The sequence below is a fragment of the Neotabrizicola sp. VNH66 genome, assembly GCF_049445895.1.
Taxonomy (GTDB): Bacteria; Pseudomonadota; Alphaproteobacteria; order Rhodobacterales; family Rhodobacteraceae; genus Pseudogemmobacter.
The window spans coordinates 82440-107716 of sequence record NZ_JBMSDW010000014.1 but is presented as its reverse complement, the minus strand read 5'-3'; the positions used below and the strand labels follow the sequence as shown (position 1 = coordinate 107716).

The window sequence follows — 25277 nt, the reverse complement described above, 5'->3', positions numbered from 1 at the left end:
CCGATGTTGGGATGATCCGCTCGCCGCACCACCTCCCATGCGTCGCGGTGATCGTTGATATGGCGGCCCCAGCACAAAGCCTCGTATCCGACGCGGATGCCATAGGGGGCGGCGATGTCGCCAAGCTCACGGAAATCCTGCGCGATCCGGTCGATCCCGCCCATGGCTTCGGGATGGGTGGAGGAGCAGAACAGCACCAGATCGGTGCCCAGTTCGGCCATCAGCTCGAACTTGGCGCGGGCGCGGGCAAAGGCGCGGCTCCGCTGTGGTTCCGGCAGACCCTCGAAATCGCGGAAGGGCTGGAACAGGGTGATCTCCAGCCCATGGTCGCGGACCATCCGCCCCACCTCGGCCGGGGTATGGTCCGAGGCGAGGAAATCCTGTTCGAAAATCTCGATCCCGTCGAAGCCGGCGGCAGCAATCGCCTCCAGCTTCTCGCGGAAAGTGCCGGAGATCGAGACGGTGGCGATTGAGGTTTTCATGGCGGCCCCCTGACGGATGGCCGCAGTATCCGCTATCCGGACGCTAACCAGAAATACCGATATGATGCCTGCCGGAACATGATGTTAATAGGGCAGCCCCACATAATTCTCGGCCAGCGCGGTCTGCGCGGCGGGGGCTCCGGCCAGATAATCCACCTCGGCCGCCTGCATCCGGGCAAGGAACGGCCCTTCGGACGGAAAGCTGTGCAGCATCCGCGTCATCGACCATGAAAAGCGCGAGGCTTTCCAGACCCGCGCCAGCGCCTGTGCCGAATAGCCGGCCAGGGGTGCCGCATCGCCCTGATACTGGGCGATCAAAGCCTGGCTCAGATACCATACATCCGAGGCCGCAAGGTTCAGCCCCTTGGCCCCGGTGGGCGGCACGATATGGGCGGCGTCACCGGCAAGGAACAGGCGGCCCCAGCTCATCGGTTCGGAAATGAAGCTGCGCAGGGGCGCAATGGATTTCTCGATCGACGGGCCGGTCACCAGCACCTCCGCCAGATCCGGGGGCAGGCGGCGGCGCAGTTCGGCCCAGAACGTCTCATCCGTCCAGTCTTCCACCCGGTCGGTCAGCGGCACCTGCAGATAATGGCGCGACAGGTTGGCATTGCGCATGGAACACAGCGCAAAGCCGCGCTCATGCCCGGCATAGACCAGTTCATGGTGCAAGGGCGGCGTTTCCGACAGGATGCCCAGCCAACCGAAGGGATAGACATGCTCGAACTCCTGCCGCAGGGCTTCGGGGATGGTGCGGCGGCTGACACCGTGGAACCCGTCGCATCCGGCGATATAGTCGCAGTCGATGCGCTGCGCCTGTCCGCCCCGGGTGAAGGTCACATAAGGCGCGTCGGTCTCGGCGCCGTGGATCGTGACACCTTCGGCCTCATGCAGCACCGGCGCGCCCATGGCGTCCAGCGCGTCATAGAGGTCGCGCGTCACTTCGGTCTGGCCATAGATGGTCACCGTCTTGCCGGTCAGCGCCTTGAAGTCGATATGCACCCGGCGACCATGGGCCACGATCAGCGTGCCGTCATGGACAAAACCTTCCGCCGCCAGCCGCTGACCCACGCCTGCATGGTGCAGGATATCCACCAGCCCCTGCTCCAGCACGCCGGCACGGATGCGGCCCAGCACATAGGCGCGGCTGCGCTGTTCCAGCACGATGGCATCCACCCCGGCACGGCGGAGGAGAAGGCACAGCAAAAGGCCCGAGGGACCGCCGCCGATGATGCAGACCTGATGACGCATGGGGGATCTCCGGTTCGTCAGAGCGGGGAAAAGACAAGCGGGCGCAGGACCGTATGGTCCGCCCCGGACAGCGGGGCCGCAGGCACCGGATCGGCGCGGCGCGGCAACAGGGACAACGGCCGCGGGTCGCCGGTGAGCGGCGTCCAGTCAGCAACCGCGTCTTCGATGGGCCGTCCGATGACCAGCCCGGCACATTCGGCAGTAAAGAGAGGTGCCCCTGCCGCCCGGGCCGGATGCGGATTGCGGCGGCGGGACAAGGCCGCCTCAAACGCGGCGGAACAGCGATCCAGCCGCAACAGACGGTTCTGCTGCTCCTCGACCAGCGCAAAGGCGCGCGGGATGAAGCCGTGGGTCCAGCCCTCTTCGGTCGCCAGCCCGGCACGGGCGGCCTCACGCTCGGCCCAGCTGGCATAGGACCAGAGATGATGGATCACGTTCAGCGCGCCGGTCTCGGCCAGCCAATAGCCCATCAGCGGCAGATGCCGGGTGACCAGCGGCAGGCCTTCATCGGCCAGCAGCGTCAGATATTCAGCGGCCGCGCCGGGCTTCAGCCGATAGCTTCGCCATTCATGGATCATGCCTGCGTCCTCCCGCCCTCAGTCTCCCGTTCCCTGTCTCGCGCAGATGGCGGGTTCAGGAAATGGACCGGGGATCGGAAAGATTGGACGATTCCCGGCCTCAGCCGTCGGGATGCGCCACTTTGCGGAAGGCCCCGGGCGACTGCCCCACCCGCTGGGTGAAGAAACGGTTGAAATAGGCCGGATCGTCAAAGCCGGTCAGATGCGCCACCTGCGCGACGCTGCTTTCGGTATAGATCAGATAGCGCTTCGCCTCGGTGATCAGCCGGTCATGGAGAAGTTCCGAAGCGGTCTTGCCCGCCCGCGCCTTGCAGGCGGCATTCAGCCGGGCCGGGGTCACCGCCAGTTCACCCGCATAGAAGGTCAGGGCGCGCTGCGACCGGAAATGGTCCTCCAGCAGCGCGCGATAACGCAAGAGCAGGTCATAATCGCGGTCGGGGGCGCCACTCGTCTGCCCCTCGGCCGCCACCGACAGCCGCAGGATCATGACAAGAACCCGCATGAACAAGGCCATGATCGCCACCCGCCGTCCGGGCGCGGACCAGATGAATTCGCGGTGCAGCGCCTCGAACGTCTCCAGCACGGCGGGCAACGGCAGGCCTGAACCCGCCACCGGATAGACCGCAGCATGCCCCGCCGCCTGCGCCAGCCGCGCATCCTGGGCCGAGGCCGCCTGCAGACAGCCAAGCGCCGCCGTCACCACATAGCCATCCGTCCCCGGCTCAAAGTCGATCTGATGGACGATCCCCGCCGGAATGCACATCACCGCGGGCGCGGCAATCGGCACCTGCCGGTCCTCGAACCGGATGGTGCCCGCCCCGTGCCAGACCAGCAGCACCTGCATGTGTTCCGGATGGGCATGGGGACGGATCCTCCAGTCATTCGGACCGGAGCGGTCGCGGATCGGCTCGACATGCAGAAGGTCCAGTTCGACATCCTGCCCCTGATCCCCGTACAGATAATACAGCGGGATGCCCCCTGTCCGCGCACCGGCCATCCGCCCCTCCGCCCTGAATGCCGCATGAATTGTGCAAGAAATGCCCGGCAGCGTCCATTGGTCCCGGACCGGCGCGCCGTTAGCAAAGAAGCACGGGCAGGAGGAGATTGCGATGGATCCGTCATACGATGTGCTGGTGATCGGCTCGGGGGCGGCAGGGCTGGCCACCGCGATCACGGCGAAAAAGCACGGGCTTTCGGTGCTCGTGATCGAGAAAGAGCCGGTGTTCGGCGGCACCACCGCCTTTTCCGGCGGCGTGCTGTGGGTGCCGGGCAACCGCCATGGCCGCGCCAACAACCCGGGCGACACCGCCGAGGCGGCCCGCAGCTATCTGCAGGCCGAGACCGGCAATTTCTACGACCCCGGCGCCGTCGATGCCTATCTGGAGGCCGGTCCCAAGATGCTCGACTGGTTCGAGCGCGAGACCGAGGTGAAATTCGTCCCCACCCTGTATCCCGACTATCACCCCACCATGCCGGGCGGGGTGGACATCGGCCGGTCGGTTCTGGCGGCGCCCTTCGACAGTTCGTCCTTGGGGCCGAACCTGAAACGGCTGCGGCCGCCCTTGTCGACGATCACCTTCATGGGGATGATGTTCAATTCCTCGAACGCGGACATCAAGCATTTCTTCAACGCCACGAAATCCGTGGTCTCCTTCGCCTATGTCACGAAACGGCTGGCGGCCCATGCGGCCGAGGTCGCGCGCCACGGACGCGGGGTTCAGGTCACCTCGGGCAATGCGCTGGCCGCACGGCTGGCGAAAAGCTGTTTCGATCTGGGGATCGAGATCCGCACCGCCGCGCCCGCGCTGCGGCTGGTGACGGAAGAGGGGCGGGTCACCGGGGTCGAAACACCCGGCGGCACACTCACCGCGCGCAAGGGCGTGGTGCTGGCCTGCGGCGGCTATGCGCAGGATCTGGCCCGGCGGGCCGGGGTCTATGCCCATCTGAAGGCGGGCGGCCAGCATTTCAGCCCGGTGCCCGAGGGCAATACCGGCGACGGCATCCGGCTGGGCGAAGAGGCCGGCGGCGCCTTTGACGCCGAATTCGCCCAGCCCGCGGCCTGGATGCCGGTCAGCCGGGTGCCCGGACAGGGCGTGTTTCCGCATCTTCTGGACCGCTACAAGCCCGGGATGATTGCCGTGGGCACCGATGGCCGCCGCTTCACCAATGAAAGCGAAAGCTATCATGACGTGGGCGCCGCGATGGTCACCAATATGCGCAACGGCGGCGATGCCAGCTGCTGGCTGATCTGCGATCACCGGACCATCCGCAAATACGGTCTGGGCCACGCGAAACCGGCGCCCATGCCTTTGTGGCTGTGGACCCACAGCGGCTATCTGAAAAAGGGCCGCACGCTGGCCGATCTGGCCCGGGCCTGCGGCATCGACGCGGCTGCGCTGCAGGAAACCGTCAACCGCTATAATCAGGGCGCGGTTCAGGGCCGGGATGAGGAATTCCACCGGGGTGAGACCAGCTTCAACCGCTATCTGGCGGACCCGGACCACAAGCCGAACCCCTGCGTCGCTCCGGTGGCCCGCGGGCCCTATTACGCGGTCCGGCTGGAAATGGGCGATCTCGGCACCTTCGACGGGCTGAAGACCACCGTTCAGGGGCAGGTCGTCACCCGGCAGGGGACGGCCATTCCGGGGCTTTATGCCGTGGGCAACGACCGCGCCAGCATCATGGGCGGCAATTACCCCGGCGCGGGCATCACGCTGGGTCCGGCCATGACCTTTGGCTGGATCACCGGGCGGCATCTGGCGGGTATCGAGACGGGAGGGAAGGCATGAGCTGGCTTGGACTGACAGGAAAACGCGCGGTCATCACCGGCGCGGGGGGCGGCATCGGGCAGGTGCTGGCGCGCAGCTTCGCGGCCGAAGGGGCGCAGGTCGTGCTGCTCGACCGCGATCTGGACCGCTCGGCCCCCTTGGCCGCGGAACTGGGTGGGCTGGCGCTGATCTGCGATCTGGCCGATCCGGACAGCGTGGCGGAAGCCGCCACCCGGGTTGAGGCCGAGGGCGGCGCCGATGTGTTGGTGAATGCCGCAGCGATCCTGCGGCCCGGCGCGCTGGATACGGTCAGCACCGCCGACTGGTCGGCCATGCTGGCGGTGAACCTGACCGGCTATCTGACCGCCGCACAGGCCTTTGGCCGCGGCATGCTGACACGCGGGCGGGGCAGTCTTGTCCATATCGCCAGCATCGCGGGCAGCCAGCCGCAGCCCGCAAGCGGGGCCTATTCCGCGTCGAAGGCGGCCACGCTGATGATGTCGCGGCAACTGGCGCAGGAATGGGGGCCGCGCGGCGTGCGGTCGAACTGCGTCAGCCCGGGGCTGGTGCTGACGCCGATGTCCGCCGCCTTCTATGCTGACCCTGACGTGAAGGCCCGGCGCGAGGCGATGGTGCCGCTGCGCCGGATCGCCGCGCCGCAGGACATGGCGGATGTGGCGCTGTTCCTCGCCTCGGACCGGGCAGGCTATGTCACCGGGCAGGATATCGTGGTGGATGGCGGGCTGTCGCAATGCCTCATGGGGCTGGTGCCAAGGCCCGGCTATGCGTGAGGCGCTGGTCACAGGCGGGGCCGAGGGCATCGGCTGGGCCATCGCACAGGCGCTGGCCGCGAGAGGAGCCCGCGTCACCATTGCCGATCTGGATGGAGAAAAGGCCGCGGCCCGGGCTGCGGAACTGGGTCCAGACCATCAGGGCTGTGCCTGCGACATCACCGATGAGGCGCAGGCGGCGGCCACGGCGGCCCGCGCGCCCTTTGATGTGCTGGTGAATAATGCGGGCATCGGCGACAGCCATCTGCCGACGCTGGATCAGGGGATCGATGCCTTCCGCCGCGTGCTGGACGTGCATCTGTCCGGCACCTTCCTGATGACGCGGGAGGTGGCGCGCGGCATGGTGGCGCGGCGGCGGGGGGCGGTGGTCAACCTGTCCTCCATCGCCGGGCTGACCGGATTGCCCAAGCGCAACGCCTATGGCGCGGCCAAGGCGGGCGTGGTGGCGATGACCCGCGCCATGGCCTGCGAATGGGCGGGGCAGGGGGTGCGGGTCAATGCCGTGGCCCCGGCCTTTGTCGAAACGGCTCTGGTGCGGAAACTGGCCGAGGCCGGGCGGATCGACCTGCCCACCATCGCGCGCCGCACGCCCATCGGGCGGCTGATCGCGGCAAAGGAAGTTGCGGCGGCGGTGGCCTTCCTCGCCTCGGATGCGGCCAGCGGGATCACCGGCGCGGTGCTGCCGGTCGATGGCGGCTGGACCGCTTTCGGCGATTTCGGCGACGCCTCGGCCGGGTAGACCTGCCGCAGAATGGAAAAGGCCCGGCAGATCGCTCTGCCGGGCCTTTCCTTTTGCCTGATCCGGGGAGGAGGACTGTCAGGCTGCATCCTCGATATGGCCGCCCAGGAACAGCTGCCCCACCCGCGGATCGGCCAGCAGCTTGTCGGCGCGGTCGAACATCCGGGTCTGGCCCAGTTCCAGCACCAGCCCGTAATCCGACATGGCCAGCGCCGCCTTAGCGTTCTGTTCCACCATCAGGATGGTCACACCGCTGTCGCGCAGCTTGATCAGGGTCTGGAACACTTCCTGCACCAGATTGGGCGACAGGCCGATGGAGGGTTCGTCGATCAGCAGAAGCTTCGGATCCAGCAGCAGCGCCCGGGCGATTTCCAGCTGCTTCTGCTGCCCGCCCGAAAGCTCGATCGCCTTCTGGTCCTTGCGCTGGCGCAGCATGGGGAACTGGTCCATCACCTCTTCCATCCGGCGGCGCACCTTGGCCTGATCCTTGGCGGTGATGCCGCCCAGTTCCAGATTGTGCCAGACCGACAGCTGCGGCACGACATTGCGCCCTTGGGGCACATAGGTCACGCCGCGGGCGATCATCTTCGCCGGGCTTTGCCGGGTCACATCCTGCCCGTCCAGCAGGATCTGGCCGGAATGGATGTTCAGAAGCCCGAAGACCGCCTTGAACACGGTGGATTTCCCCGCCCCGTTCGGCCCGATCACCGTGGTGATCGACCCTTTCGGAATGGCGAAGGAGGTGCCGTTCAGGATGGTGATGCGGCCGTAACCGCCGGTCACATTCTTCAGTTCCAGCATGGCTCAGCCCCCCAGATAGGCGTCGATGACCATCTGGTTCGACCGGATTTCGTCCGGCGTCCCCTCGGCGATGATCTCGCCCTGCGCCAGCACGATGATGCGGGTGCACAGCGACATGACGAATTCCATATTGTGCTCAATCACGACGAAGGTGGTGCCGTGGTCGCGGTTGTAGGTCATCAGCCGGTCCTTCAGATGCGCCAGCATCGTCAGGTTCACCCCGCCCGCCGGTTCGTCCAGAAGGACGATGCCGGGACCCGCCATGAAGGCCATGGCCGCATCGACCAGCTTCTGCTGGCCGTAGGAGAGCGAGCCCGCTTCGGTATCCAGATAGGGGGTCAGCCGGAAGAACTCGACCAGCTGCTTGGCCTTTTCCGTCAGCCCGGCATCGGATTTGCCGAACAGGCGCGAGAGCATCGAGCCCTCATGCTCCTGCCCGGCAAGGATGACATTGTCGAGGACGGTCATCTTCGGAAACACCGACAGCTGCTGGAAGGTGCGGCCCACGCCCATCAGCGACAGGTCTGCCGGGCGCACGCCATCGGTGGATTTGCCCTCGATCTCACAATGCCCCTCGGTCGGCTTCAGCTGGCCAAGGATGCAGTTGAAAAGCGTGGATTTCCCCGATCCGTTCGGCCCGATCAGGCCCAGGATCTCGCCCTTCTGCACGTCGAAGCTGACGTTGTTGACCGCGCGGATGCCGCCGAACTGCTTGGAGATGTTGCGGACGGACAGGATGGGTGCATGTGCGTTCACAGCTGGAACCCCTTCTGCATATCGCGACGCTCTTCATGCTTGGGCTTGAACTTCAGCCAGATCTTCTGCCCGGCACCGATCAGGCCATTGGGAGAGAAGACCATCAGCACGATAACCAGCGCGGCATAGATGATCAGGTAATAGCCTTCGGTGAAGCGCAGCAATTCGGGCAGCAGGATCACCACGGCGGCGCCCAGCATCGGGCCATAGAAGAAGCCGGCTCCGCCCACGACGACCATCAAGAGGATCTTCAGCGAATGGACGAGGGCAAAGCTGCCCGGTTCGATGAACTGCACCAGAGGCGCCTGCATCGCACCGGCCAGGCCGCCGAAGGCCGAACCGATGGCAAAGGCCAGAAGGGTCTGGCGGCGGATCTTCAGGCCAAGGCTTTCCGCCCGGACCGGGTTTTCCCGCAGCGCCTTGAACGCGCGGCCCCAGGGAGAGCGCAGGATCCACCACATCGTGCCCGCCGCGATCAGGAAGCAGACGAGGCTGAAGTAGTAGAAGCCCAGGTTCGAGTTGGTGGAGAGGCCGAAGAACTCAGGCCGCGGCATGCCGACAAGGCCGAAGGAACCGCCGGTCACCTCTTCCTCGTTCCGCAGCACAAGGAACAGAAGCGTGTTGAAGGCCAGCGTCACGAAGGCCAGGAAGTGGTGCTGCACGCGCAGCGCCGGATAGCCGAGGATCAGCCCGACCGCGAAGCTGGAGGTGATGGACACCCCGGCCGCAACGACCCAGTGAATGCCCGCCAGCGTCATCAGCGCGGTGATATAGGCCCCGATCCCCATGAAGGCGGCCTGCGCCAGCGACACCTGCCCGGCATAGCCCAGCGTAAGGTTCAGCCCCATCGCCGAGATCGAGAACAGGAGCCACGAGCAGAGCGTGTAGATGATGTAATTCCCCTGCCCGATGGGCGCGGCGACCAGAGCGGCCAGCGCAAGGGAAAGGAGGATGATCTTGAAGTTCTTCATACCGTGCGGCCCTCCTTGGTGCCGAGCAGGCCCTGCGGACGCAGGAGGATGATGCCGATCAGCAGGATCAGCGGCATGGCCGAGCGGTATTCAGCCGAGACATAAACCGCCGACAGGTTGTCGATGACCCCGATCAGCAGACCGCCCACCAGCGCGCCGCGGATCTGGTTGAACCCGCCGACGATGGCCGCGATGAAGGCCACCAGACCCAGCGTTTCGCCGTTCGAGAACTTGGCCAGATAGATGGGAGAGATCAGGACCGAGGCGATGGTCGCCAGCGCCGCATTGATCAGGAAGGTGTACATCACCATCCGCTTGACGTTGACGCCCAGAATTTCGGCCACGGCCGGGTTCTGCGCGCTGGCCTGCATGCAGCGCCCGGTGCGGGTCCGCGACAGGAACAGCTGCAAGCCGCCGATGGCCAGCATCGACACCGCAAGGTTGCAGATGTCCTGCACCGAAACGCTGGCGCCTGCCACGTTATAGACCGTCTGCGGAAAGATCGCCGGGAAGGGCTGCGCCGTGGCGCCGTAGAATTCCTTGACGCTTTCCTTCATCAGAAGGCCAAGCGCGATGGTGGCGATGACCAGCGGCAGCGTGCCATGGGGCAGCATCGGCTCCACGATGACCTTCTTGAAGGTCACGCCCAGAAGCAGCAACGACAGCACCAGCGCGAAACCGATGGCGGGCCACATCGAAAGGCCCAGAAAGTTCATGCCGACCAGCACAAAGAAGGCCGGAAGCATCACGAATTCGCCCTGGGCGAAGTTGATCGTCTGCGAGGCCTGCCACAGCAGGGTGAACCCGACCGCAGCGAGGGCGTAGATCGAACCGGCCGCCAGGCCGGAGACGAGAATCTGGATTAGCTCGGCCACGGGGTCATCCTCACAGCGCGTTGTTCAGCCGGATGGCAGGGAAAACCGGACAGGCGCGGGAGCGGCACCTGTCCGGGCGATGTGTGCGCGCCCCGAAGGGCGGCACCAGTCTTGGGTCAGTTCGGCGGCAGCACGGCCTTGATGGTCTGCTTGCCGTCCTGCACCTCGACGAAGAAGCTTTCACGCGACATTTCGCCGGTCTCGTCCCACGACACATCCATCAGGACGCCGGGGCATTCGGCGGCGGTCAGGGTCAGGCCATGCATCGCATCGGCCAGCGCCTGGCTGTCCACCTTGCCGTTCTTCTCGGTCACGCATTTGATCACATAGGCCGCGGTATAGCCTTTGATCGCATTGTGGTCGGGGGTGTATTTGAACTTCTCGGTGAAGCGGTCCACCATTTCCTGGATCGCGGGAATGTCGGCGGCGGCGGTCAGACCCACATGGCCCATGGCGCCGTTGGCGGCATCACCGGCCAGTTCGATGACCTTGGCGCCGATCAGCGTGGTTTCCCCGATCAGCGGCAGGCCGATCGACTGCTTCTGCGCCTCGCGCAGGAAGCGGGCGCTTTCCTCTTCGGTCAGGTAGACGAAGACCGCATCCGCGCCCGAGTTCTTGGCCTTCAGCACATCGGCCGAGAAATCGGTCTGCGCCTGTTCGGTCGGGATGTCGGCGATGATCTCGATACCGTAGTTGCCCACCTCGTCCAGGAAGGCGGAATGGCCGCCCTTGCCGAATTCGGTATTGGCCCAGACCACGGCGACCTTCTTGATCCCCATTTCCTCGGCCATGTATTTGGTCATCTTCGGAATGCCCTTCTGCGAACCGAAGGCCGTGCGGAAGATGTAGGGGTTGTTCATCTGGGTGATCTTCGGCGCTTCCGAGCCGGTGAACTGCGGAATGCCCGCCTGCTGAGCGACCAGCATGTTCACGATGGTCGAGGACGAGAAGACGGTGCCGGTGATGACATAGACGCCATCGTCGATGGCCTTCTGCACCATGGCGCGGCTGACCTGCGGGTCGGTCTGGCTGTCATATTCGGTGATGGCCACCTGCTCACCCAGAATGCCGCCGGCGGCATTGATTTCCTCGAACGCCATATGAACGCCATCGCGGAAGTTGGTGCCCGCCGCGGCGCCCGCGCCGGACAGTTCGACAATCGAGCCGACCTTGATTTCGGCCAGCGCCGCAGTGGTGGTCAGGGCAAGGGCAACGGCGGCCGTTCCCAGCAAAGTCTTGAACATATGGTTTCCTCCCATGTTTCCGAATCCTGTCTTTGGGGGCGCGCGGCGATCCGGTAACCGCTCCGGCCCGTGGCGGGGGTCCCGGCAGGGCCCGCGCCGTCTCCTCCGTCCGGGGTGTCAGGCGTCGATCCGCCGGACCCCCATCAGCAGCTCGGCCAGCAGAACAGCCTGCGCATTGAACATTCCCGATCCCGGCATGGTGCCGCAACCCTTGGCCCGGGCCGCAGCAATCAGCGGCGGCACGGCGGGGCGCGTCACCACATCGGCCACGAACTGATCCGCTGTCAGCAGATCGGTCTGCACCGGCAGCGGATCGCCTTCCCGCATGCCAAGGGGCGTGGCATTGGCCACCAGCGCAAAGCCGCGCGGATCGGTGCTGCCGATGCGGACCTTGCCCGGGAAGGCCGCATCCAGCCGGGCGATCAGGCTGTCGCGCCGCGCGGTGTCGATGTCGTGCAGCGCCAGCTCGGACGCGCCGCGCGCCAGAATTTCATAGGCGATGGCCGAACCGGCGCCGCCGGTCCCCACCAGAAGCGCAGGTTTGCCCGCCACGTCAAAACCTTCGGCGGCGATCCCGTCCAGATAGCCATGGCCATCGGTCGCATCGCCCACCCAGTCCTCGCCATCGCGGATCATGATGTTGACCGCACCCGAGGCACGCGCCCGGGCAGAGACGCGGGCGCAGACCTGCAGGCAGGGCGCCTTGTGCGGCACGGTCACGACGATCCCGCCGCAATTGCGCATCACCTTGGCCTGGGCCAGCCAGGGGGCCAGATCCTCGGGCAGGATATGCACGGGCAGGACCATCCCGTTGAAATTGCGCTCGGCCATGATGCCGCTCAGCGAGGCCGGCGACTTCACCTGCCCGATGGGATGGCCGATGATCGGAAAGATCTTCGTTTCGCCGTCGATGCGAAGTTGCGCGGTCATTCGGGTCTCCGTCCTGAAACCGGTTCCGGTTGAACGCCACGGGCCGCCGGAAAGGCGGCCGGGCCGGACGGATGGTTTCGCTGTGTTCTGATCATGGGTCCTCGCTCCGTCCATAAGCTGCCACACACGGATTGTGATTGATAATGCAAAGTCATCTGAAAATCATAATCCCACAGTTATCAATTTTGCGCATTTTCCGGTGTTGCTTCGCCTGCCCGCGCATCAGCCGTGCCAGTACCGATATTGGTGGCCGGAGTCGCATCAAAAATTGAATGTCATTCAAAAATAAATTGCACTTCCATATTTTACGCTGCTATGGCTGTCCCCGACAGCGGGAGGATCGCATGTCCGACAGTATCGGAATCGCCGTCATCGGCGCGGGCGCCATCGGGCGCACCCATATTGAAACGCTGGCCGGGATGCCGGGCCTGCATCTTTCGGCCATTGTCGATCCGATGCCCGCCGCACGGTCGCTGGCCGAATCGCTGGATGTGCCCTGCCTGCCGCAGATCGGCGATCTGCTGGAGTCCGGTCTGGCCAAAGCCGCCATCGTCGCCACGCCGAACGAAACGCACCTGCCGGTCAGCGCGGCCCTGCTGCGCGCCGGACTGCCGGTTCTGCTGGAAAAGCCGGTGGCCGAAAGCCTGTCTTCGGCGCTGGACCTGATCGCGGTGGCGGATGAAACCGGCGTGCCGCTTCTGGTGGGCCATCACCGGCGCCACAATCCGATCATCCGCGCCGCCCGGGAGGCGATTGCCGCGGGCCGGATCGGGGATCTGGTCATGGCCACCGTGACCTGCAGCCTTGCAAAACCCCAGAGTTACTTTGACGCGGCCTGGCGCCGCAACCCGGGCGCGGGCGGCCCGCTGCTGATCAATCTTGTGCATGAGATTGATCTTCTGCGGCATTTCTTCGGTGAGATCGCGCATGTGCAGGCCACCGCCTCGCATGACCGGCGCGGCTTTGCGGTCGAGGATACCGCGGCCGTCACCGTCAGCTTTGCCCGCGGCGGGCTGGCCACGCTTTGCATCTCGGATGCGGCGGTCGGCCCCTGGGCATGGGACCTGTCGGCGGGCGAAAACCCGGCGCGGTTCCCCGCCCATCCGGTGACCCCGCATCTATACTGCGGCTCGGCCGCGGGGCTGTCGCTGCCGGATCTGGCGCTGTGGCAACCGCCCGGCGCCCCGGACTGGACCGTGCCGCTTCAGCCGCAGCGGCTGGAGGTCACGCCCGGCGATCCCTATCGCGCACAGCTGGAGCATTTTGCCGATCTGATCCGCCACGGCGGCAGGCCGCTGGTCTCCGTGCGCGATGCCACGGCGAACCTGATCGTGCTGGATGCCATCGCCCGCGCCGCGGCAAGCGGACAGCGCGTTGCGGTTGACCTTTCGCCGCTGGGACCTGAAACCTGAAGCAGGTTCAGCATCGGAAAACAGGTCATGAGCAGCGTTCTCGAAAAATCTCTGGCGATCGTAGAGCTTCTGGTCGATCACCCGGCCGGGATGCCGGTGTCGGCCATCGCGGCGGCGACGGATCAGCCCGCCAGCGGAGTGCACAGGACGCTGCAGGAACTGGCCCGTCTGGGCTATGTCCGCCAGTTGCAGGCGCAGGGCGACTATGCCCTTACGATCAAGCTGCCTGCCATGGGGCTGGGTTTCATCGGCCGCGCCGGCATCACCGATGTGGCGCAGCCGATCCTGGATGCGCTGGCCGCCGACAGTGGGGAGCTGGTGCGGCTTTCGGTCATCGACAGGGACCGGCTGATCTGGGTGGCCGTGGCACAGGGCGCGACCCGCGGGCTGCGCTATGATCCCGGTCAGGAACAGGGGGTCGTCGTCCATCTGGCCAGTTCGGCCGGGGGCAAGGCCTGGCTTTCGGCCATGAGTGACGAGGAGGCGCTGCTTCTTGTCGGTGCGCAGGGGCTGACCCGGCAGGCGGATGGACAGGGCCAGAATGCGCCGCGCAGCCTTGGCCTGCTGATCGAGCAGCTGGCCGAGGCGCGGGCGCGCGGCTATGCCACCGCGGTGGACAGCTATATCGCCGGCATGGCCGCGATGGCGGTTCCGGTGCGCTATCGCGGCGACGGGCCGGTGCTGGGCTGTCTGTCCATTGCGGGCCCGGCGGTGCGGATGAATGCCGAACGGATGATGCAACTGGCCGGGCGGCTGCAACTGGCCGCGACCGAGCTGGGCGCAGCCGCGGCGGGATCGAAATTCTTTCAGGCGAATGTGCGGGCGCTGGATGCGCTGCCCGGGCGGTCTGGCGCATGATCTGGCGTCCGTCCCGGCAGGCCTCCGCGCGGAAGCGGGGTTGAATGGAGCGGACGGACGGGCACGTCATCCAATGTGATGTGCTGGTGATCGGATCGGGGGCTGCGGGGCTGACCGCTGCGGTGACGGCGGCGGAACTGGGCCTGCGCGTCGTGGTCGCCGAGAAAGAGCCGCAGTTCGGCGGCACCAGCGCCTGGTCGGGCGGCTGGCTGTGGATCCCGCGCAATCCGCTTGCGCGCGCCGCCGGGATTGACGAACCGCCGGAAGAGCCGATGCGCTATCTGCAAAGCGAGCTGGGCAACCGGGCAGGCGACCCGCGGCTGCCGGTGTTCCTGCAAAACGGGCCAGAGATGGTGCAATTCCTGCAGGACCGCGCCGGAATGCGCTGGATCGACGGCAACCGGGTGCCGGATTTCCACGAAACGCCGGGGGCGGGGAAAGGCGGGCGTTCGGTCTCGGTCCTGCCCTATGACGGGCGGGGGCTGGGTCACTGGATCCACCGGCTGAAGCCGCCGCTGCCTGCGGCGAGCCTTTGGGGTTCGGGGCTCGGTCCCGCGCCCGACCTGCGGCATTTCTTCGATGCGACCCGCAAGCCTGCTTCGGCCCTTTATGTGGTGAAACGGGTGCTGGGCATCTGGCGCGACCGGTTGCTGCACGGCCGCCCCATGCGGCTGGCCAATGGGAATGCGCTGGTGGCGCGGCTAATGCGGGCGGCGCTGGACCGGGGCGTCACGCTGCTGCACAGCGCGCCCGCGGTGGCGCTGCTCCGCGACGGGGACCGCATCACCGGCGCGCGGTTGGCCATGCCCGAAGGTGAAATGCAGGTGCGGGCCGCCCGCGGGGTGGTCCTTGCCGCGGGCGGGTTCCCGCACGACCCGGAGCGGCTGGCCAGCTGGGCCGGTGCCGCGGGCGGGCGCGACCATCATTCCGCTGCCCCGCCTTCGAACACCGGCGACGGGCTGCGGCTGGCCGAGGCGGCGGGCGCCACGACCGACAGTACATTGGCATGGAACATGGCCATGGCGCCGGTCAGCCGCCTGCCCAATGGCGATGGCAGCTTCACCAACTTCCCCCATCTGATCGAACGCGCAAAGCCCGGCATCATCGCCGTGACGCCCGCGGGGCAGCGCTTCGTGTCCGAGGCGGACAGCTATCACGGTTTCATGCGGGCGCTGATCGGCGCCACGCCGCCGGGCGAATATCCGACCTGCTGGCTGATCGCCGACCACAAGGCGCAGCGCCGCTGGGGCCTTGGCGCGGCCAAGCCCTTTCCCTTCCCCTTGGGCCGTGCGGTGCAGTCCGGCTATCTGAAATGGGGCCGCACGCTGGACGAACTGGCGCGGGCCTGCGGCCTGCCCCCCGCCGCGCTGGCAGAGACGGTGGCGCGCTTCAATGCAGGTGCGGCGCAGGGCCGCGACCCTGACTTCCATCGTGGCGAAAGCCTTTACAACCGGGTGCAGGGCGATGCGGAGCATGACCCCAACCCCTCGCTCGCCCCGCTGACCAAGGGGCCGTTCTATGCGGTGCAGATCGTTCCCGGCAGCCTTGGCAGCTTTGCCGGGCTGAAGACCGACGCCGCGTCCCGCGTATTGGACGGCACGGGCACCCCGATCCCCGGCCTCTTTGCCGCGGGCAACGACATGGCCTCCATCATGGGGGGCCACTATCCGGCCGGAGGCATCACCCTTGGTCCCGGCATGACCTTCGCTTACATCGCCGGCCGCGTTCTGGCCGGCCAGCCCGTTCCGGGCCTGACAGAGGAGAGCTGACATGAGCTATTATGAGATTGCCACGCTGGACACGGTGATTTTCGGCGCCGGAAAAGCCGCGGCGGGCATTCAGGACTGGCTGGCCGCAGGCGCGGGGCGTTTTCTGGGCGCATGGGGCACCGACATCGGCACGCTGAACCGCGTCTTCCTGCTGCGCGGCTTCGACAGCCTTGACCAGATGATGACCGAACGCGAGCGCGCGTTGCGCAGCGATAACCCCTTTGGCTGCACCGAACATCTGATCCGGCTGACGATGGAAAGCTACCGCGCCTTCGACTTCCTGCCGCCGGTGGAGCCGGGCAGCTTTGGACCGATCTACGAATTCCGTACCTACAAGACGCGGATCAACGGCATCATGCCCACCATGGGCAAATGGGCCGAGGCTGTCCCCCCGCGTGAGGCCTATTCGAAACTGACCGTCGCCATGTATGGCCTGGATGGTGAACCGCGTGTTACCCAGATCTGGCCCTATGCCAGCCTTGCCGACCGCAGCGCCGCCCGCGCGCAATCGGTGGCTGATGGCAAATGGCCGCCCAAGGGCGGGCCGGACTGGCTGTCGCCCGACATGACCAGCCAGATCGCTTTGCCCCTCCCCTTCTCTCCGCTGAAGTGAGTGTCATGACCCATCCGCTTTCGCTGGCCTTCCTGACCACGTTCGAGGTTGGCCCCGTCGAGGCCGTGAAGGTCGCGGCCGAAACCGGCTATCAGATGGTGGGGCTGCGCATCCTGCCCGCCGCCGCCGCGGGGGAACCGGCCTATCCCCTGCTGACCGATGACCGCGACCTGGCCGAAGTCCGCGCCGCGCTGGCCGATACCGGCGTGACCGTGGGCGATGTCGAGATCATCCGCCTGAAGGCGGAGCCTGACTGGGATCTCTTCGCGCGGTTCTGCGACCGCTGCGAGGCTTTGTCCGCTCGCCACGTTCTGGTGGCGGGTGACGACACCGACCGCGCCCGGCTGACCGACAGTTTCGCCCGGTTCTGCGAATTGTCAGCCCCGCACCGGCTGACCGCAGATCTGGAGTTCATGCCCTGGACCGCGGTGCCCGACCTGACCGCCGCGCTGGAGATCGTCACCGCGGCCGGGGCCGCAAATGGCGGGGTGCTGGTCGATGCGCTGCATTATGACCGCTCCGCCACCACGCTGGACCAGATCGCCGCCTTGCCCCGCGATCGGGTGAACTACGTCCAGTTCTGTGACGGCGCCGTGCCCTATGACCCCAGTGACGAGGGGCTGATCCGCATCGCCCGGGGCGAACGGCTGTTCCCGGGGCAGGGCGGCATCGACATGATCGGGCTGGCCCATGCCATCCCCGAGGGCGTGACCGTCAGTGTCGAGGTGCCGCACCGCGCGCTGGCGGAAAAGCTGGATGCCCGGGCGCGGGCGGAAATGGCCATTGCGGCCACCCGCGGCATCCTGCGCGCGGCCGGGCGTTAGGCCGGATTTCCCCTTGCCCCCCGCGGGGCAGGATCGGATAGGCTGACGGCATGACCGAACTTACGCTTCGTCAGGTCGAGGTGATCCGCGCCGTGATGCTGGCCGGGACGATTCAGGGCGCGGCGCGTCTGCTGAACGTCTCGGCGCCCGGCATTTCGCGGCTGGTGAAACATACCGAGGATGTCCTGAAAATCCGTTTGTTCGAGCGGAAGGAAGGCCTGTTCGTCCCCGCGCCCGAAGCGCATGGCATCTTTGAAATGGTCCTGCGCCTGCACCGGCAGATGGAGAACCTGAACCACGCGGTGACCGCCCTGCAAAAAGGCGGCGACACGCGGTTGTCCTTTGCCTGTGCGCCCTCCATCGCACAGTTCATTGCCGCGCGGGCCATCCGGTCGGTGCGTCAGCAATTCCCCGATCTGTTCATCGACCTGAACATCCTGAAGATCGAAGAGACCGCGGATTATCTGCTGCTGGAGCGGGGGGAGTTCGTCATCCTGTCCTCTCCCATGGACAATCCGGCCATCGAAAGCGCGCCTCTGGCGCAGGGACGGCTGGTCGCCGTGGTGCCCGAAGGCCACCCTCTGGCCGAAAAGCCCGCAATCTCGGTCCATGATCTGGCGGCCGAGGATTTCGTGGGTGTCGATCCGGACGATCCCTATGGCGCGATTCTGGCCCGCCCGTTTCGCGAAGCCGGGATCACCCCGCGTTATACGATGCGCGGCCGGTTTGCGCAGACCGTGGTCAGCCTGGTGCGCCACGGGCTGGGCGTGGCGGTGATCGACGAATTTTCCGTGGCCGAGGTCTATATGCCCGGCCTCGTCCGCCGCCCGCTGGCCGAAAAGACCGAGGTTTCGGCCTGGGTGGTGCAGCGCAAGGGGCGGGCTTTGTCCAGCTTTGCCGATCATGCGATCACCTGCTTTCGGCGTGAACTGACGCGCGCGGTGCAGCGGGCGGACTGGAAGCACTGATCAGCCCGCCTTCGCCTCCGGCATCCGGGGGGCAAGCTGGCGGGCGATTTCCTCGAACGCCGCCAGACCGGGGGCCGAGGCGCTTTGCCGGCGGGTGATGCCCACGGCCCCCGACATGAACCGGGCGCCCAGCTGAAACTCGATCAGCATGCCGCGCTCCAGCTCTTCGGCCACCACCCCGCGCGAGATGAACCACAGCGCATCCGAGGCCAGACAGATGCCGCGGCCCACGGCCAGCGACACGGTTTCCACTGCGGGCTGGATGCCCACCAGCCCCAGAGAGGCGAGGTAGTCATTCACCGGCCGCCGGATCAGTGCGTTTTCCGGCGGCAGGATCAGGGCCGAGGCCTTCAGCGCCTCGGTCACCGGGCGGGCCGCCATCGGATGCTCCCGGCGCCCGACCAGAAGCACGTCTTCCTCGTACAGGTGTTCGAAGCTGAGCCCCGGCATTTCCGACACATCCGGCAGGCGGCCGACCATCAGGTCGATCCCGCCATCGCGCAAAAGGCGGATCAGGTGGTGATGCGGCCCGGTTTCGACGCGCAGCAGGATTTCCGGCCGCAATTCACGGAACCGCAGCATCACGGCAGGCACCATCCGCGTGGCCGCCGTGGGCAGGACCCCGATCCGCAGCGACCCGCTGGTGCCCGGCCGCAGCGCCGCCGCCCCCGCTTCCAGCGATTCCAGCGCCAGCGCCGCATGGCGGCGGAAAAGCCGCCCGCCCTCGGTCAGGACCAGCCGCCGCTTCTGCCGCAGGAACAGGGGCTGGCCCAGCAGATCCTCCAGCTCGGCCAGGGTACGCGACAGGGCAGGCTGTGAAATCCCCTGCGCGCGGGCCACAGAAGACAGCCCGCCTTCGGCCGCGATCTCCAGAAATGCGCGGATGTGGCGCAGCTTCACCCCCGGATGCATAACTGTGGGTTTATCCATTATCGCGCGCTTTGCATTATCCAAACCGATTTTCCCGTGCGAAATTATGGAAGAGTGGAGGGTCTCATGCAAGTTCTCATCCGCCCCTGGGGGGCGATGCACTATTTCTGTGACGGTGCGGAAGACGGGCCTTGCGTGGTTTTCGCCAATTCCCTTGGCACTGATCTGCGGTTGTGGGACCCGGTTCTGCCGCTTTTACCCCCCGGCCTGCGGACGATCCGCTATGACAAGCGCGGCCATGGCCTGTCGGATACAGGGCCGGAAGGTCCGGTCACGCTGGACGATCTGGCACAGGATGCCATCGCCCTGATCGAGGCGACGGCCGGCGGGCGTCCGGTGGTCTTTGTCGGCCTGTCGATCGGCGGGCTGATCGCACAGGCGGTGGCTGCGGCCCGCCCCGATCTGATCCGCGCGCTGATCCTGTCCAACACCGCGGCAAAACTGGGCACGGCCGAAAGCTGGCAGGCGCGGATTGCCGCCGTGCAGGCGCAGGGTCTGGCCGGGATCGCCGATGCGGTGATGGAACGCTGGTTCGCGCCCGCCTTCCGCGCCACGCCCGCGCTGGCGCCTTGGCGCAATATGATGATCTGCACACCCGCCGCGGGCTATACCGCCGCCTGTGCCGCATTGGCCGGGGCCGACCAGACCGCGGCCACCGCCGCGCTGCGGCTGCCGGTGCTGGTGATCGCGGGCGGAGCAGACGGCGCCTCGCCGCCGGATGTGGTGCGCGCGACGGCCGATCTCATCCCCGGCGCCCTGTGGCACCTGATCCCCGATGCCGGCCATCTGCCCTGTGTCGAGACCCCCGAAGACTGGGCCGCGGCTGTCGCGGCTTTCCTGCAGGAACATGCAAGATGAGCGATACCTACACCGATGGCATGGCAACCCGGCGCCGGGTCCTGGGCGCTGCCCATGTTGACCGCGCCGAATCCGAAAAGACCGATTTCGACAGCCCCTATCAGGCGCTGATCACCGAGGCTGCCTGGGGCCATGTCTGGTCCCGCAAAACCATATCGCCGCGTGAACGTTCCATGCTGACCATTGCCCTTCTGGCAGGTCTGGGCAACGATCACGAACTGGCCATGCACATCCGTGCCACCGCGAACACGGGCGCCTCGCCCGATGACGTGCTGGAGGCGCTGTTGCATGTGGCCATTTACGCCGGCGTCCCCCGCGCGAACCATGCCATCAAGATAGCGAAGGAGACGTTCGCAATGATGAACGCCGAAAGAGAGGGGGACGCATGACCCTTTCCAATTCCACCGACCGGGGACCGCTGTTCTTCCGGGACCGCGACTGGCACCCGGCTGCCTATACGCCGGGCTACAAGACCTCGATGACCCGGGCGCCGTTCCGGCCGCTGGTCGCGCTCGGCTCCACCCTGTCAGAAGAGACCGGCCCCGCCTTCGGCCAGTCGATGATCGGGGCGCTGGACAACAACCTCATCATGAACTTCACCGGCCAGCCCGCCATTGGCGAGCGGATCATCATGCATGGCCGCGTGCTGGATGAGAATGGCCGCGGCGTGCCCAATGTCCTTCTGGAGATGTGGCAGGCCAATGCCGGCGGGCGCTACCGCCACAAGAAGGATGGCTATGCCGCGCCGCTGGATCCGAATTTCGGCGGCTGCGGCAGGACGCTGACCGGGCCCGACGGCAGCTATGAATTCCTGACCATCCGGCCGGGTGCCTATCCCTGGCCGAACCATGTGAACAACTGGCGGCCCATGCATATCCACTGGTCGGTGTTCGGATCGGGCTTCGGGCAGCGGCTGATCACCCAGAACTATTTCGAAGGCGATCCGCTGATCGACCTTTGCCCGATCGTCAACACCATCGGCAAGAAAGAGGCCATCGGCGCGCTGGTCGCGGCTTTGGACATGAACCGGGCGATCCCGATGGATTGCCTGGCCTACAAGTTCGACATCGTGCTGCGCGGCCGCCGCCAGTCCTTCTTTGAAAACCGCAAGGAGGGGATGTGATGGTGCAGCGCCTCGACTACTTGAAGGAAACCCCGTCGCAGACCGCCGGCCCCTATGTGCATATCGGGCTGACCCCCAATGCACTGGGCAATCCCGGGATCTACCCCGAGGATCTGGGCCGTTCCCCCATCCGCGATGGCGCGAAGGGCGAACGGATCACCCTGACCGGCCGCGTGATCGACGGGGCGGGGATGATCCTGCGCGACGCCCTGTTCGAAACCTGGCAGGCCGATGCGGCCGGAATCTATCCCGCGAACGACCCGCGGGGCACGGCCGACCCCAATGTCACCGGCTGGGCCCGGGTGGCGGCGGATTTCGACACCGGGATCTGGCGGCTGGAGACGATCAAGCCCGGCCGTGTGCCCTTCCCGGACGGACGGCTGATGGCACCGCATATCGCGGTCTGGCTGGTCGCGCGCGGCATCAACCTTGGCCTGCAGACCCGGATCTACTTCGGGGATGAGCCAGAGGCCAATGCCGCCTGCCCGGTCCTGAACCGGATCGAGCATGTGGAACGCCGCGCCACTCTGGTGGCGGCGAAGACCGGACCGGGGGAATACAGCCTCGACTTCCGCCTTCAAGGCGAAGGCGAGACGGTGTTCTTCGACATCTGATCCACCCTATGTGACCCGCCATGACCAAGCCCTGCATCCTCTGCGTCGCCATCACCGGATCGCTGCCCACCAAGGCGGACAATCCGGCCGTGCCGGTTTCGATCGCCGAGCAGATCGAATCCACCCACGAAGCCTTTGAGGCGGGGGCCAGCATCGCGCATTGCCATGTGCGCGATGATGCGGGGCAGCCCACATCCGACCCCGCGCGCTTTGCCGCGCTGATGGAGGGGCTGGCGAAACATTGCCCGGGCCTGATCGTCCAGCTGTCCACCGGCGGACGGTCCGGGGCCGGGCAGGCAAGGGGCGGCATGCTGCCCCTTCGCCCCGACATGGCCTCACTTTCGGTGGGGTCGAACAACTTTCCGACCCGCGTCTACGAAAACCCGCCCGATCTGGTTGATTGGCTGGCCTCGGAAATGCTGCGCCATGAGGTCAAGCCCGAGATCGAGGCTTTTGACCTGTCGCATGTCGTGCAGGCCGCCAGAATGCAGCAGGATGGCCGCCTGAAAGGCCCGCTCTACGTGCAGTTCGTCATGGGCGTGAAAAACGCCATGCCCGCGGATGAGCGCATCCTTGATTTCTATATCGAGACGCTGGCGCGGCTGGCCCCCGGTGCCGAATGGTGCGCAGCCGGGATCGGGGCGGCGCAGATCACGCTGAACGAATGGGCCATCGCCAAGGGCGGCCACACCCGCACCGGGCTGGAGGACAATGTCCGGCTGGACCGGGTGACACTGGCGCCGTCGAACGCCGCACTGGTGCGCCGCGCCGCGGATCTCTGCGAACGCCATGACCGCCCCGTCGCTACATGGCAACAGGCCCGGCAGATCCTTGGGCTGCGGATGCTGCAACAGGGCTGATCCTTTCCTCTTCATCTGTTCTCAAATATCCTCGGGGGGTCCGGGGGGCAGACGGCCCCCCGGCCTTTCCGCCAAAGACCGAAGGCCGATCCATGCCCGCCTCTCCCGCCGACAGCGCGCTTTACCGTGGCGTGTTCTCTGACGATGAAACCGCGGCGCTGTTCACCGACAGCGCGGAAATCCGCGCCATGCTGCTGGTCGAGGGCACGCTTGCCCGAGTGCAGGGACGGCTCGGGCTGATCCCGGAGACCGCCGCCGCCTTCATCGACCGCTCCGCGCGGGAGGTGCAGATCGACCCGGCGGCGCTGGCCGGGGAAACGGCCACCAATGGCGTGCCGGTGCCCGCGCTGGTCAGCGCCTTCCGCAAGGCGATGCAGGCGCCCGAACATGCGCAATATCTGCATTGGGGCGCCACCAGTCAGGACATCATGGAAACCGCGCAGAACCTGCGGTTGCGTCGTGTTCTGGCAATCTGGGACGGGCGGCTGGCTGCGCTGGCGCAGGCGCTCGGGGCTCTGGCCCGCGCCCATGCCGATCTGCCGATGGCCGCGCGGACCTACGGACAAGTGGCCACACCCACCAGTTTTGGCGCGGTGATCGCGGGCTGGGGACATCCCGTGCTGCGCCACCGTGAGCGGCTGGCCGCGCTGTCGCCGCAGGTTGCCACCGTCTCTCTGGGCGGGGCGGCGGGCACTTTGTCGGCCATGGGGGCCGAGGGTCCGGCGGTGCGCGCGGCCTTGGCCGAGGCGCTGGATCTGGCCGACCCCGGCCACAGCTGGCATGCCGAGCGGGACCGGACCGGCGCCTTTGCCGGCTGGATGGCGGGACTGACCGCCACCTTGGGCAAGCTGGGCGAAGATCTGATCCTCATGGCGCAGTCCGGCATTGAAGAGATCAGGATTGAGGGCGCGGGCGGATCATCCACCATGCCGCAAAAGCAGAACCCGGTCGGCCCCTCTGTCCTTGTCGCGCTGGCGCGGCACTGCGGGGCGCTGGCCGCGGTGGTGCAGGGCGCAGGGCTGCACCGCCAGCAGCGCGACGGCGCGGCGTGGTTCGCCGAATGGCTGTCGCTGCCGCAGCTGTGCATCCTGACCGGGCGCGCGCTGGCGTTGGCGCTGGAGCTTGCGGGACGGATCGCGCCACAACCCGCGGCGATGGCGCACAATCTGGACGACGGCTCCGGCCTGATCCATGCCGAGGCCCTGTCCTTCGCGCTGGCCCGCCACCTGCCGCGGCCCGAGGCGCAGGCGCGGATCAAGGCGCTCTGCGCCAACGCGCGTCCGGGCGGCCCGTCGCTGCAAACGCTGGCGGCCGAGGCGTTTCCCGGGCTGGACCTGTCGGCTGCGGGGCTTGGCACCGCGCCGGATGAGGCGCGGGCCTTTGCCGAAGCCGCGGGCGCCTAAAGCCGGCCCATCACCCCGCGCAGATAGGACAGGCTTTCGGCCACCGCCTCCGCCTCGGTGCCATAGCCGGGGGAAAGCCAGTCGATTTCCACCGCCAGCACCCCGGTATACCCCTGCGCCTTCAACTCGCGCAGGGCGAAATCAAGGTCGATCACCCCGCGGCCTGCGGGCACGCTGGGCCAGAAGGCCATGGTGGCCGGATCGCCGCCGCGCGCCTCGATATCCTTGATGTGGGTGGCCTTGGCATAGGGGGCCAGCCGGCGGATCACCGCCTTGGGGTTTTCATACATCCGCAGATTGTTGGCCGTATCCAGACAGACGCCAAGATGGTCTGATCCGATGGTCTCGATCAAATCCACCATCTCTTCGGCCAGCAGGTCGATGTGGTTTTCCACCGCCAGCACCACGCCCGCCGCCTTGGCCTCGCGCACCAGAGGGTCCAGAAGGGGCAGCAGCGCGGCCTTGTGATCGGCCCAAAGCGCAGGACGGGTGCCGCGACCGCCAGCGCAGATGCGCATGACGCGGGCCCCCACGGCGGCCGCATCGGCAAGGCTCGCGCGCGCGTCGTCCAGCGCCTGCGGGGCCGCGCCGGACTGCAGCCCGCGCGGATGGCCCCAGGCCCAGACCCGATCCAGCCCCGCACGGTCCAGCCGGGCAGCCAAAGCGGTGGTCAATTCCCGGTCGCCCACCGGCAGGAAACAGCTTTCCAGCGACACCGCCTCGGCCCCAAGGTCGCAGGAAAGGTCGATGAAATCCCAGACCGTCATGCCGCGGTCGGGCGCAGTTTCCAGCCCCGCATAAAGTTCGCCGAAATAGCGGTGGAAGCTGTAGGCGTCGATGCCGAGTTTCATGAAGTATC

Annotated in this window: 27 protein-coding genes; 15 read left to right on the top strand and 12 right to left on the bottom strand. The window is 66.7% G+C overall.

Translation table 11 applies throughout. The features are described from left to right. From ACO2Q5_RS17915 to ACO2Q5_RS17900, 4 genes are all read right to left on the bottom strand, one after another. Positions 1 to 482 (bottom strand): sugar phosphate isomerase/epimerase family protein (locus ACO2Q5_RS17915; RefSeq protein WP_423293593.1); only part of this gene is annotated, 482 nt, incomplete at its 3' end. An 84-nt stretch (positions 483 to 566) separates the two neighbouring features. Continuing rightward, on the bottom strand, positions 567 to 1733 hold the full coding sequence (pobA, locus tag ACO2Q5_RS17910) for a 4-hydroxybenzoate 3-monooxygenase (protein ID WP_423293591.1): 1167 nt from the start codon (positions 1731 to 1733) through the stop codon (positions 567 to 569). Between the two features lie 17 nt (positions 1734 to 1750). Then, positions 1751 to 2311: an NIPSNAP family protein gene (locus tag ACO2Q5_RS17905; RefSeq protein WP_423293589.1), complete on the bottom strand. Its 561-nt coding sequence runs from the start codon at positions 2309 to 2311 to the stop codon at positions 1751 to 1753. 100 nt (positions 2312 to 2411) lie between these two features. Next, positions 2412 to 3308, bottom strand: coding sequence for a helix-turn-helix domain-containing protein (locus ACO2Q5_RS17900; protein WP_423293587.1), 897 nt, complete (start codon positions 3306 to 3308; stop codon positions 2412 to 2414). Positions 3309 to 3420: 112 nt separating this feature from the next. Here ACO2Q5_RS17900 and ACO2Q5_RS17895 point away from each other — a divergent pair, with 112 nt between their 5' ends. From ACO2Q5_RS17895 to ACO2Q5_RS17885, 3 genes are read left to right on the top strand one after another with little or no spacing between them, the layout of a single operon-like run. Continuing rightward, positions 3421 to 5100, top strand: a complete 1680-nt coding sequence (locus tag ACO2Q5_RS17895; protein ID WP_423293585.1) for an FAD-dependent oxidoreductase — start codon at positions 3421 to 3423, stop codon at positions 5098 to 5100. Then, positions 5097 to 5870: an SDR family NAD(P)-dependent oxidoreductase gene (locus ACO2Q5_RS17890; RefSeq protein ID WP_423293583.1), complete on the top strand. Its 774-nt coding sequence runs from the start codon at positions 5097 to 5099 to the stop codon at positions 5868 to 5870. Before ACO2Q5_RS17895 ends, ACO2Q5_RS17890 begins: the two co-directional genes overlap by 4 nt. After that, on the top strand, positions 5863 to 6609 hold the full coding sequence (locus tag ACO2Q5_RS17885) for an SDR family NAD(P)-dependent oxidoreductase (RefSeq protein ID WP_423293581.1): 747 nt from the start codon (positions 5863 to 5865) through the stop codon (positions 6607 to 6609). The genes ACO2Q5_RS17890 and ACO2Q5_RS17885 overlap by 8 nt, the downstream gene beginning before the upstream one ends. A gap of 78 nt (positions 6610 to 6687) precedes the next feature. On the opposite strand, the gene ACO2Q5_RS17880 is transcribed toward ACO2Q5_RS17885, so the two are convergent. The 6 genes from ACO2Q5_RS17880 to ACO2Q5_RS17855 form a co-directional block, all read right to left on the bottom strand. After that, the gene (locus ACO2Q5_RS17880) at positions 6688 to 7410 is read right to left on the bottom strand and encodes an ABC transporter ATP-binding protein (RefSeq protein ID WP_423293579.1); all 723 of its coding nucleotides are present in this window, start codon (positions 7408 to 7410) and stop codon (positions 6688 to 6690) included. A 3-nt stretch (positions 7411 to 7413) separates the two neighbouring features. Beyond that, positions 7414 to 8166 (bottom strand): ABC transporter ATP-binding protein, encoded by a 753-nt coding sequence (locus ACO2Q5_RS17875; protein WP_423293577.1) that lies wholly within the window; start codon positions 8164 to 8166, stop codon positions 7414 to 7416. Further along, the gene (locus tag ACO2Q5_RS17870) at positions 8163 to 9137 is read right to left on the bottom strand and encodes a branched-chain amino acid ABC transporter permease (protein ID WP_423293575.1); all 975 of its coding nucleotides are present in this window, start codon (positions 9135 to 9137) and stop codon (positions 8163 to 8165) included. The genes ACO2Q5_RS17875 and ACO2Q5_RS17870 overlap by 4 nt, the downstream gene beginning before the upstream one ends. Next, positions 9134 to 10012: a branched-chain amino acid ABC transporter permease gene (locus tag ACO2Q5_RS17865; protein ID WP_423293573.1), complete on the bottom strand. Its 879-nt coding sequence runs from the start codon at positions 10010 to 10012 to the stop codon at positions 9134 to 9136. The genes ACO2Q5_RS17870 and ACO2Q5_RS17865 overlap by 4 nt, the downstream gene beginning before the upstream one ends. A 116-nt stretch (positions 10013 to 10128) precedes the next feature. Continuing rightward, positions 10129 to 11256 (bottom strand): ABC transporter substrate-binding protein, encoded by a 1128-nt coding sequence (locus ACO2Q5_RS17860; protein WP_423293571.1) that lies wholly within the window; start codon positions 11254 to 11256, stop codon positions 10129 to 10131. A 117-nt stretch (positions 11257 to 11373) separates the two neighbouring features. After that, positions 11374 to 12186: a shikimate dehydrogenase family protein gene (locus ACO2Q5_RS17855; protein WP_423293569.1), complete on the bottom strand. Its 813-nt coding sequence runs from the start codon at positions 12184 to 12186 to the stop codon at positions 11374 to 11376. Positions 12187 to 12530: 344 nt separating this feature from the next. Between ACO2Q5_RS17855 and ACO2Q5_RS17850 the strand changes: the two genes are divergently transcribed. From ACO2Q5_RS17850 to ACO2Q5_RS17825, 6 genes are read left to right on the top strand one after another with little or no spacing between them, the layout of a single operon-like run. Further along, the gene (locus tag ACO2Q5_RS17850; protein WP_423293567.1) at positions 12531 to 13598 is read left to right on the top strand and encodes a Gfo/Idh/MocA family protein; all 1068 of its coding nucleotides are present in this window, start codon (positions 12531 to 12533) and stop codon (positions 13596 to 13598) included. A gap of 27 nt (positions 13599 to 13625) precedes the next feature. Next, a complete protein-coding gene (locus ACO2Q5_RS17845) occupies positions 13626 to 14456 on the top strand; it encodes an IclR family transcriptional regulator (protein ID WP_423293565.1) in 831 nt (276 codons plus the stop codon). A gap of 44 nt (positions 14457 to 14500) precedes the next feature. After that, positions 14501 to 16225 carry an FAD-dependent oxidoreductase gene (locus ACO2Q5_RS17840; RefSeq protein WP_423293563.1) on the top strand — a complete coding sequence of 575 codons (1725 nt, stop codon included), beginning with the start codon at positions 14501 to 14503 and terminating at the stop codon, positions 16223 to 16225. Between the two features lies 1 nt (position 16226). Beyond that, on the top strand, positions 16227 to 16838 hold the full coding sequence (locus ACO2Q5_RS17835; RefSeq protein WP_423293561.1) for an NIPSNAP family protein: 612 nt from the start codon (positions 16227 to 16229) through the stop codon (positions 16836 to 16838). 5 nt (positions 16839 to 16843) lie between these two features. Beyond that, positions 16844 to 17662, top strand: coding sequence for a sugar phosphate isomerase/epimerase family protein (locus tag ACO2Q5_RS17830; RefSeq protein ID WP_423293559.1), 819 nt, complete (start codon positions 16844 to 16846; stop codon positions 17660 to 17662). Positions 17663 to 17712: 50 nt separating this feature from the next. Further along, a complete protein-coding gene (locus ACO2Q5_RS17825) occupies positions 17713 to 18630 on the top strand; it encodes a LysR family transcriptional regulator (RefSeq protein ID WP_423293557.1) in 918 nt (305 codons plus the stop codon). Here the strand turns inward: ACO2Q5_RS17825 and ACO2Q5_RS17820 are convergent, their stop codons facing one another. After that, positions 18631 to 19560, bottom strand: a complete 930-nt coding sequence (locus ACO2Q5_RS17820) for a LysR substrate-binding domain-containing protein (RefSeq protein WP_423293555.1) — start codon at positions 19558 to 19560, stop codon at positions 18631 to 18633. Between the two features lie 66 nt (positions 19561 to 19626). Here ACO2Q5_RS17820 and pcaD point away from each other — a divergent pair, with 66 nt between their 5' ends. The 6 genes from pcaD to ACO2Q5_RS17790 all read left to right on the top strand — a co-directional run bounded on the left by pcaD (position 19627) and on the right by ACO2Q5_RS17790 (position 24418). Continuing rightward, positions 19627 to 20418 (top strand): 3-oxoadipate enol-lactonase, encoded by a 792-nt coding sequence (pcaD, locus tag ACO2Q5_RS17815; RefSeq protein WP_423293553.1) that lies wholly within the window; start codon positions 19627 to 19629, stop codon positions 20416 to 20418. Beyond that, complete coding sequence (gene pcaC / locus ACO2Q5_RS17810; RefSeq protein WP_423293551.1) at positions 20415 to 20807, top strand: 4-carboxymuconolactone decarboxylase; 393 nt, start codon at positions 20415 to 20417, stop codon at positions 20805 to 20807. The genes pcaD and pcaC overlap by 4 nt, the downstream gene beginning before the upstream one ends. After that, the gene (pcaH, locus tag ACO2Q5_RS17805) at positions 20804 to 21541 is read left to right on the top strand and encodes a protocatechuate 3,4-dioxygenase subunit beta (protein ID WP_423293549.1); all 738 of its coding nucleotides are present in this window, start codon (positions 20804 to 20806) and stop codon (positions 21539 to 21541) included. Before pcaC ends, pcaH begins: the two co-directional genes overlap by 4 nt. Continuing rightward, positions 21541 to 22155, top strand: coding sequence for a protocatechuate 3,4-dioxygenase subunit alpha (gene pcaG, locus ACO2Q5_RS17800; RefSeq protein WP_423293547.1), 615 nt, complete (start codon positions 21541 to 21543; stop codon positions 22153 to 22155). The genes pcaH and pcaG overlap by 1 nt, the downstream gene beginning before the upstream one ends. A gap of 20 nt (positions 22156 to 22175) precedes the next feature. Continuing rightward, complete coding sequence (locus ACO2Q5_RS17795) at positions 22176 to 23015, top strand: 3-keto-5-aminohexanoate cleavage protein (RefSeq protein WP_423293545.1); 840 nt, start codon at positions 22176 to 22178, stop codon at positions 23013 to 23015. Positions 23016 to 23107: 92 nt separating this feature from the next. Beyond that, positions 23108 to 24418, top strand: a complete 1311-nt coding sequence (locus ACO2Q5_RS17790; protein ID WP_423293543.1) for a lyase family protein — start codon at positions 23108 to 23110, stop codon at positions 24416 to 24418. Here the strand turns inward: ACO2Q5_RS17790 and ACO2Q5_RS17785 are convergent. Next, positions 24415 to 25269: a sugar phosphate isomerase/epimerase family protein gene (locus tag ACO2Q5_RS17785; RefSeq protein ID WP_423293541.1), complete on the bottom strand. Its 855-nt coding sequence runs from the start codon at positions 25267 to 25269 to the stop codon at positions 24415 to 24417. The genes ACO2Q5_RS17790 and ACO2Q5_RS17785 overlap by 4 nt on opposite strands. Positions 25270 to 25277: the final 8 nt, after the last annotated feature.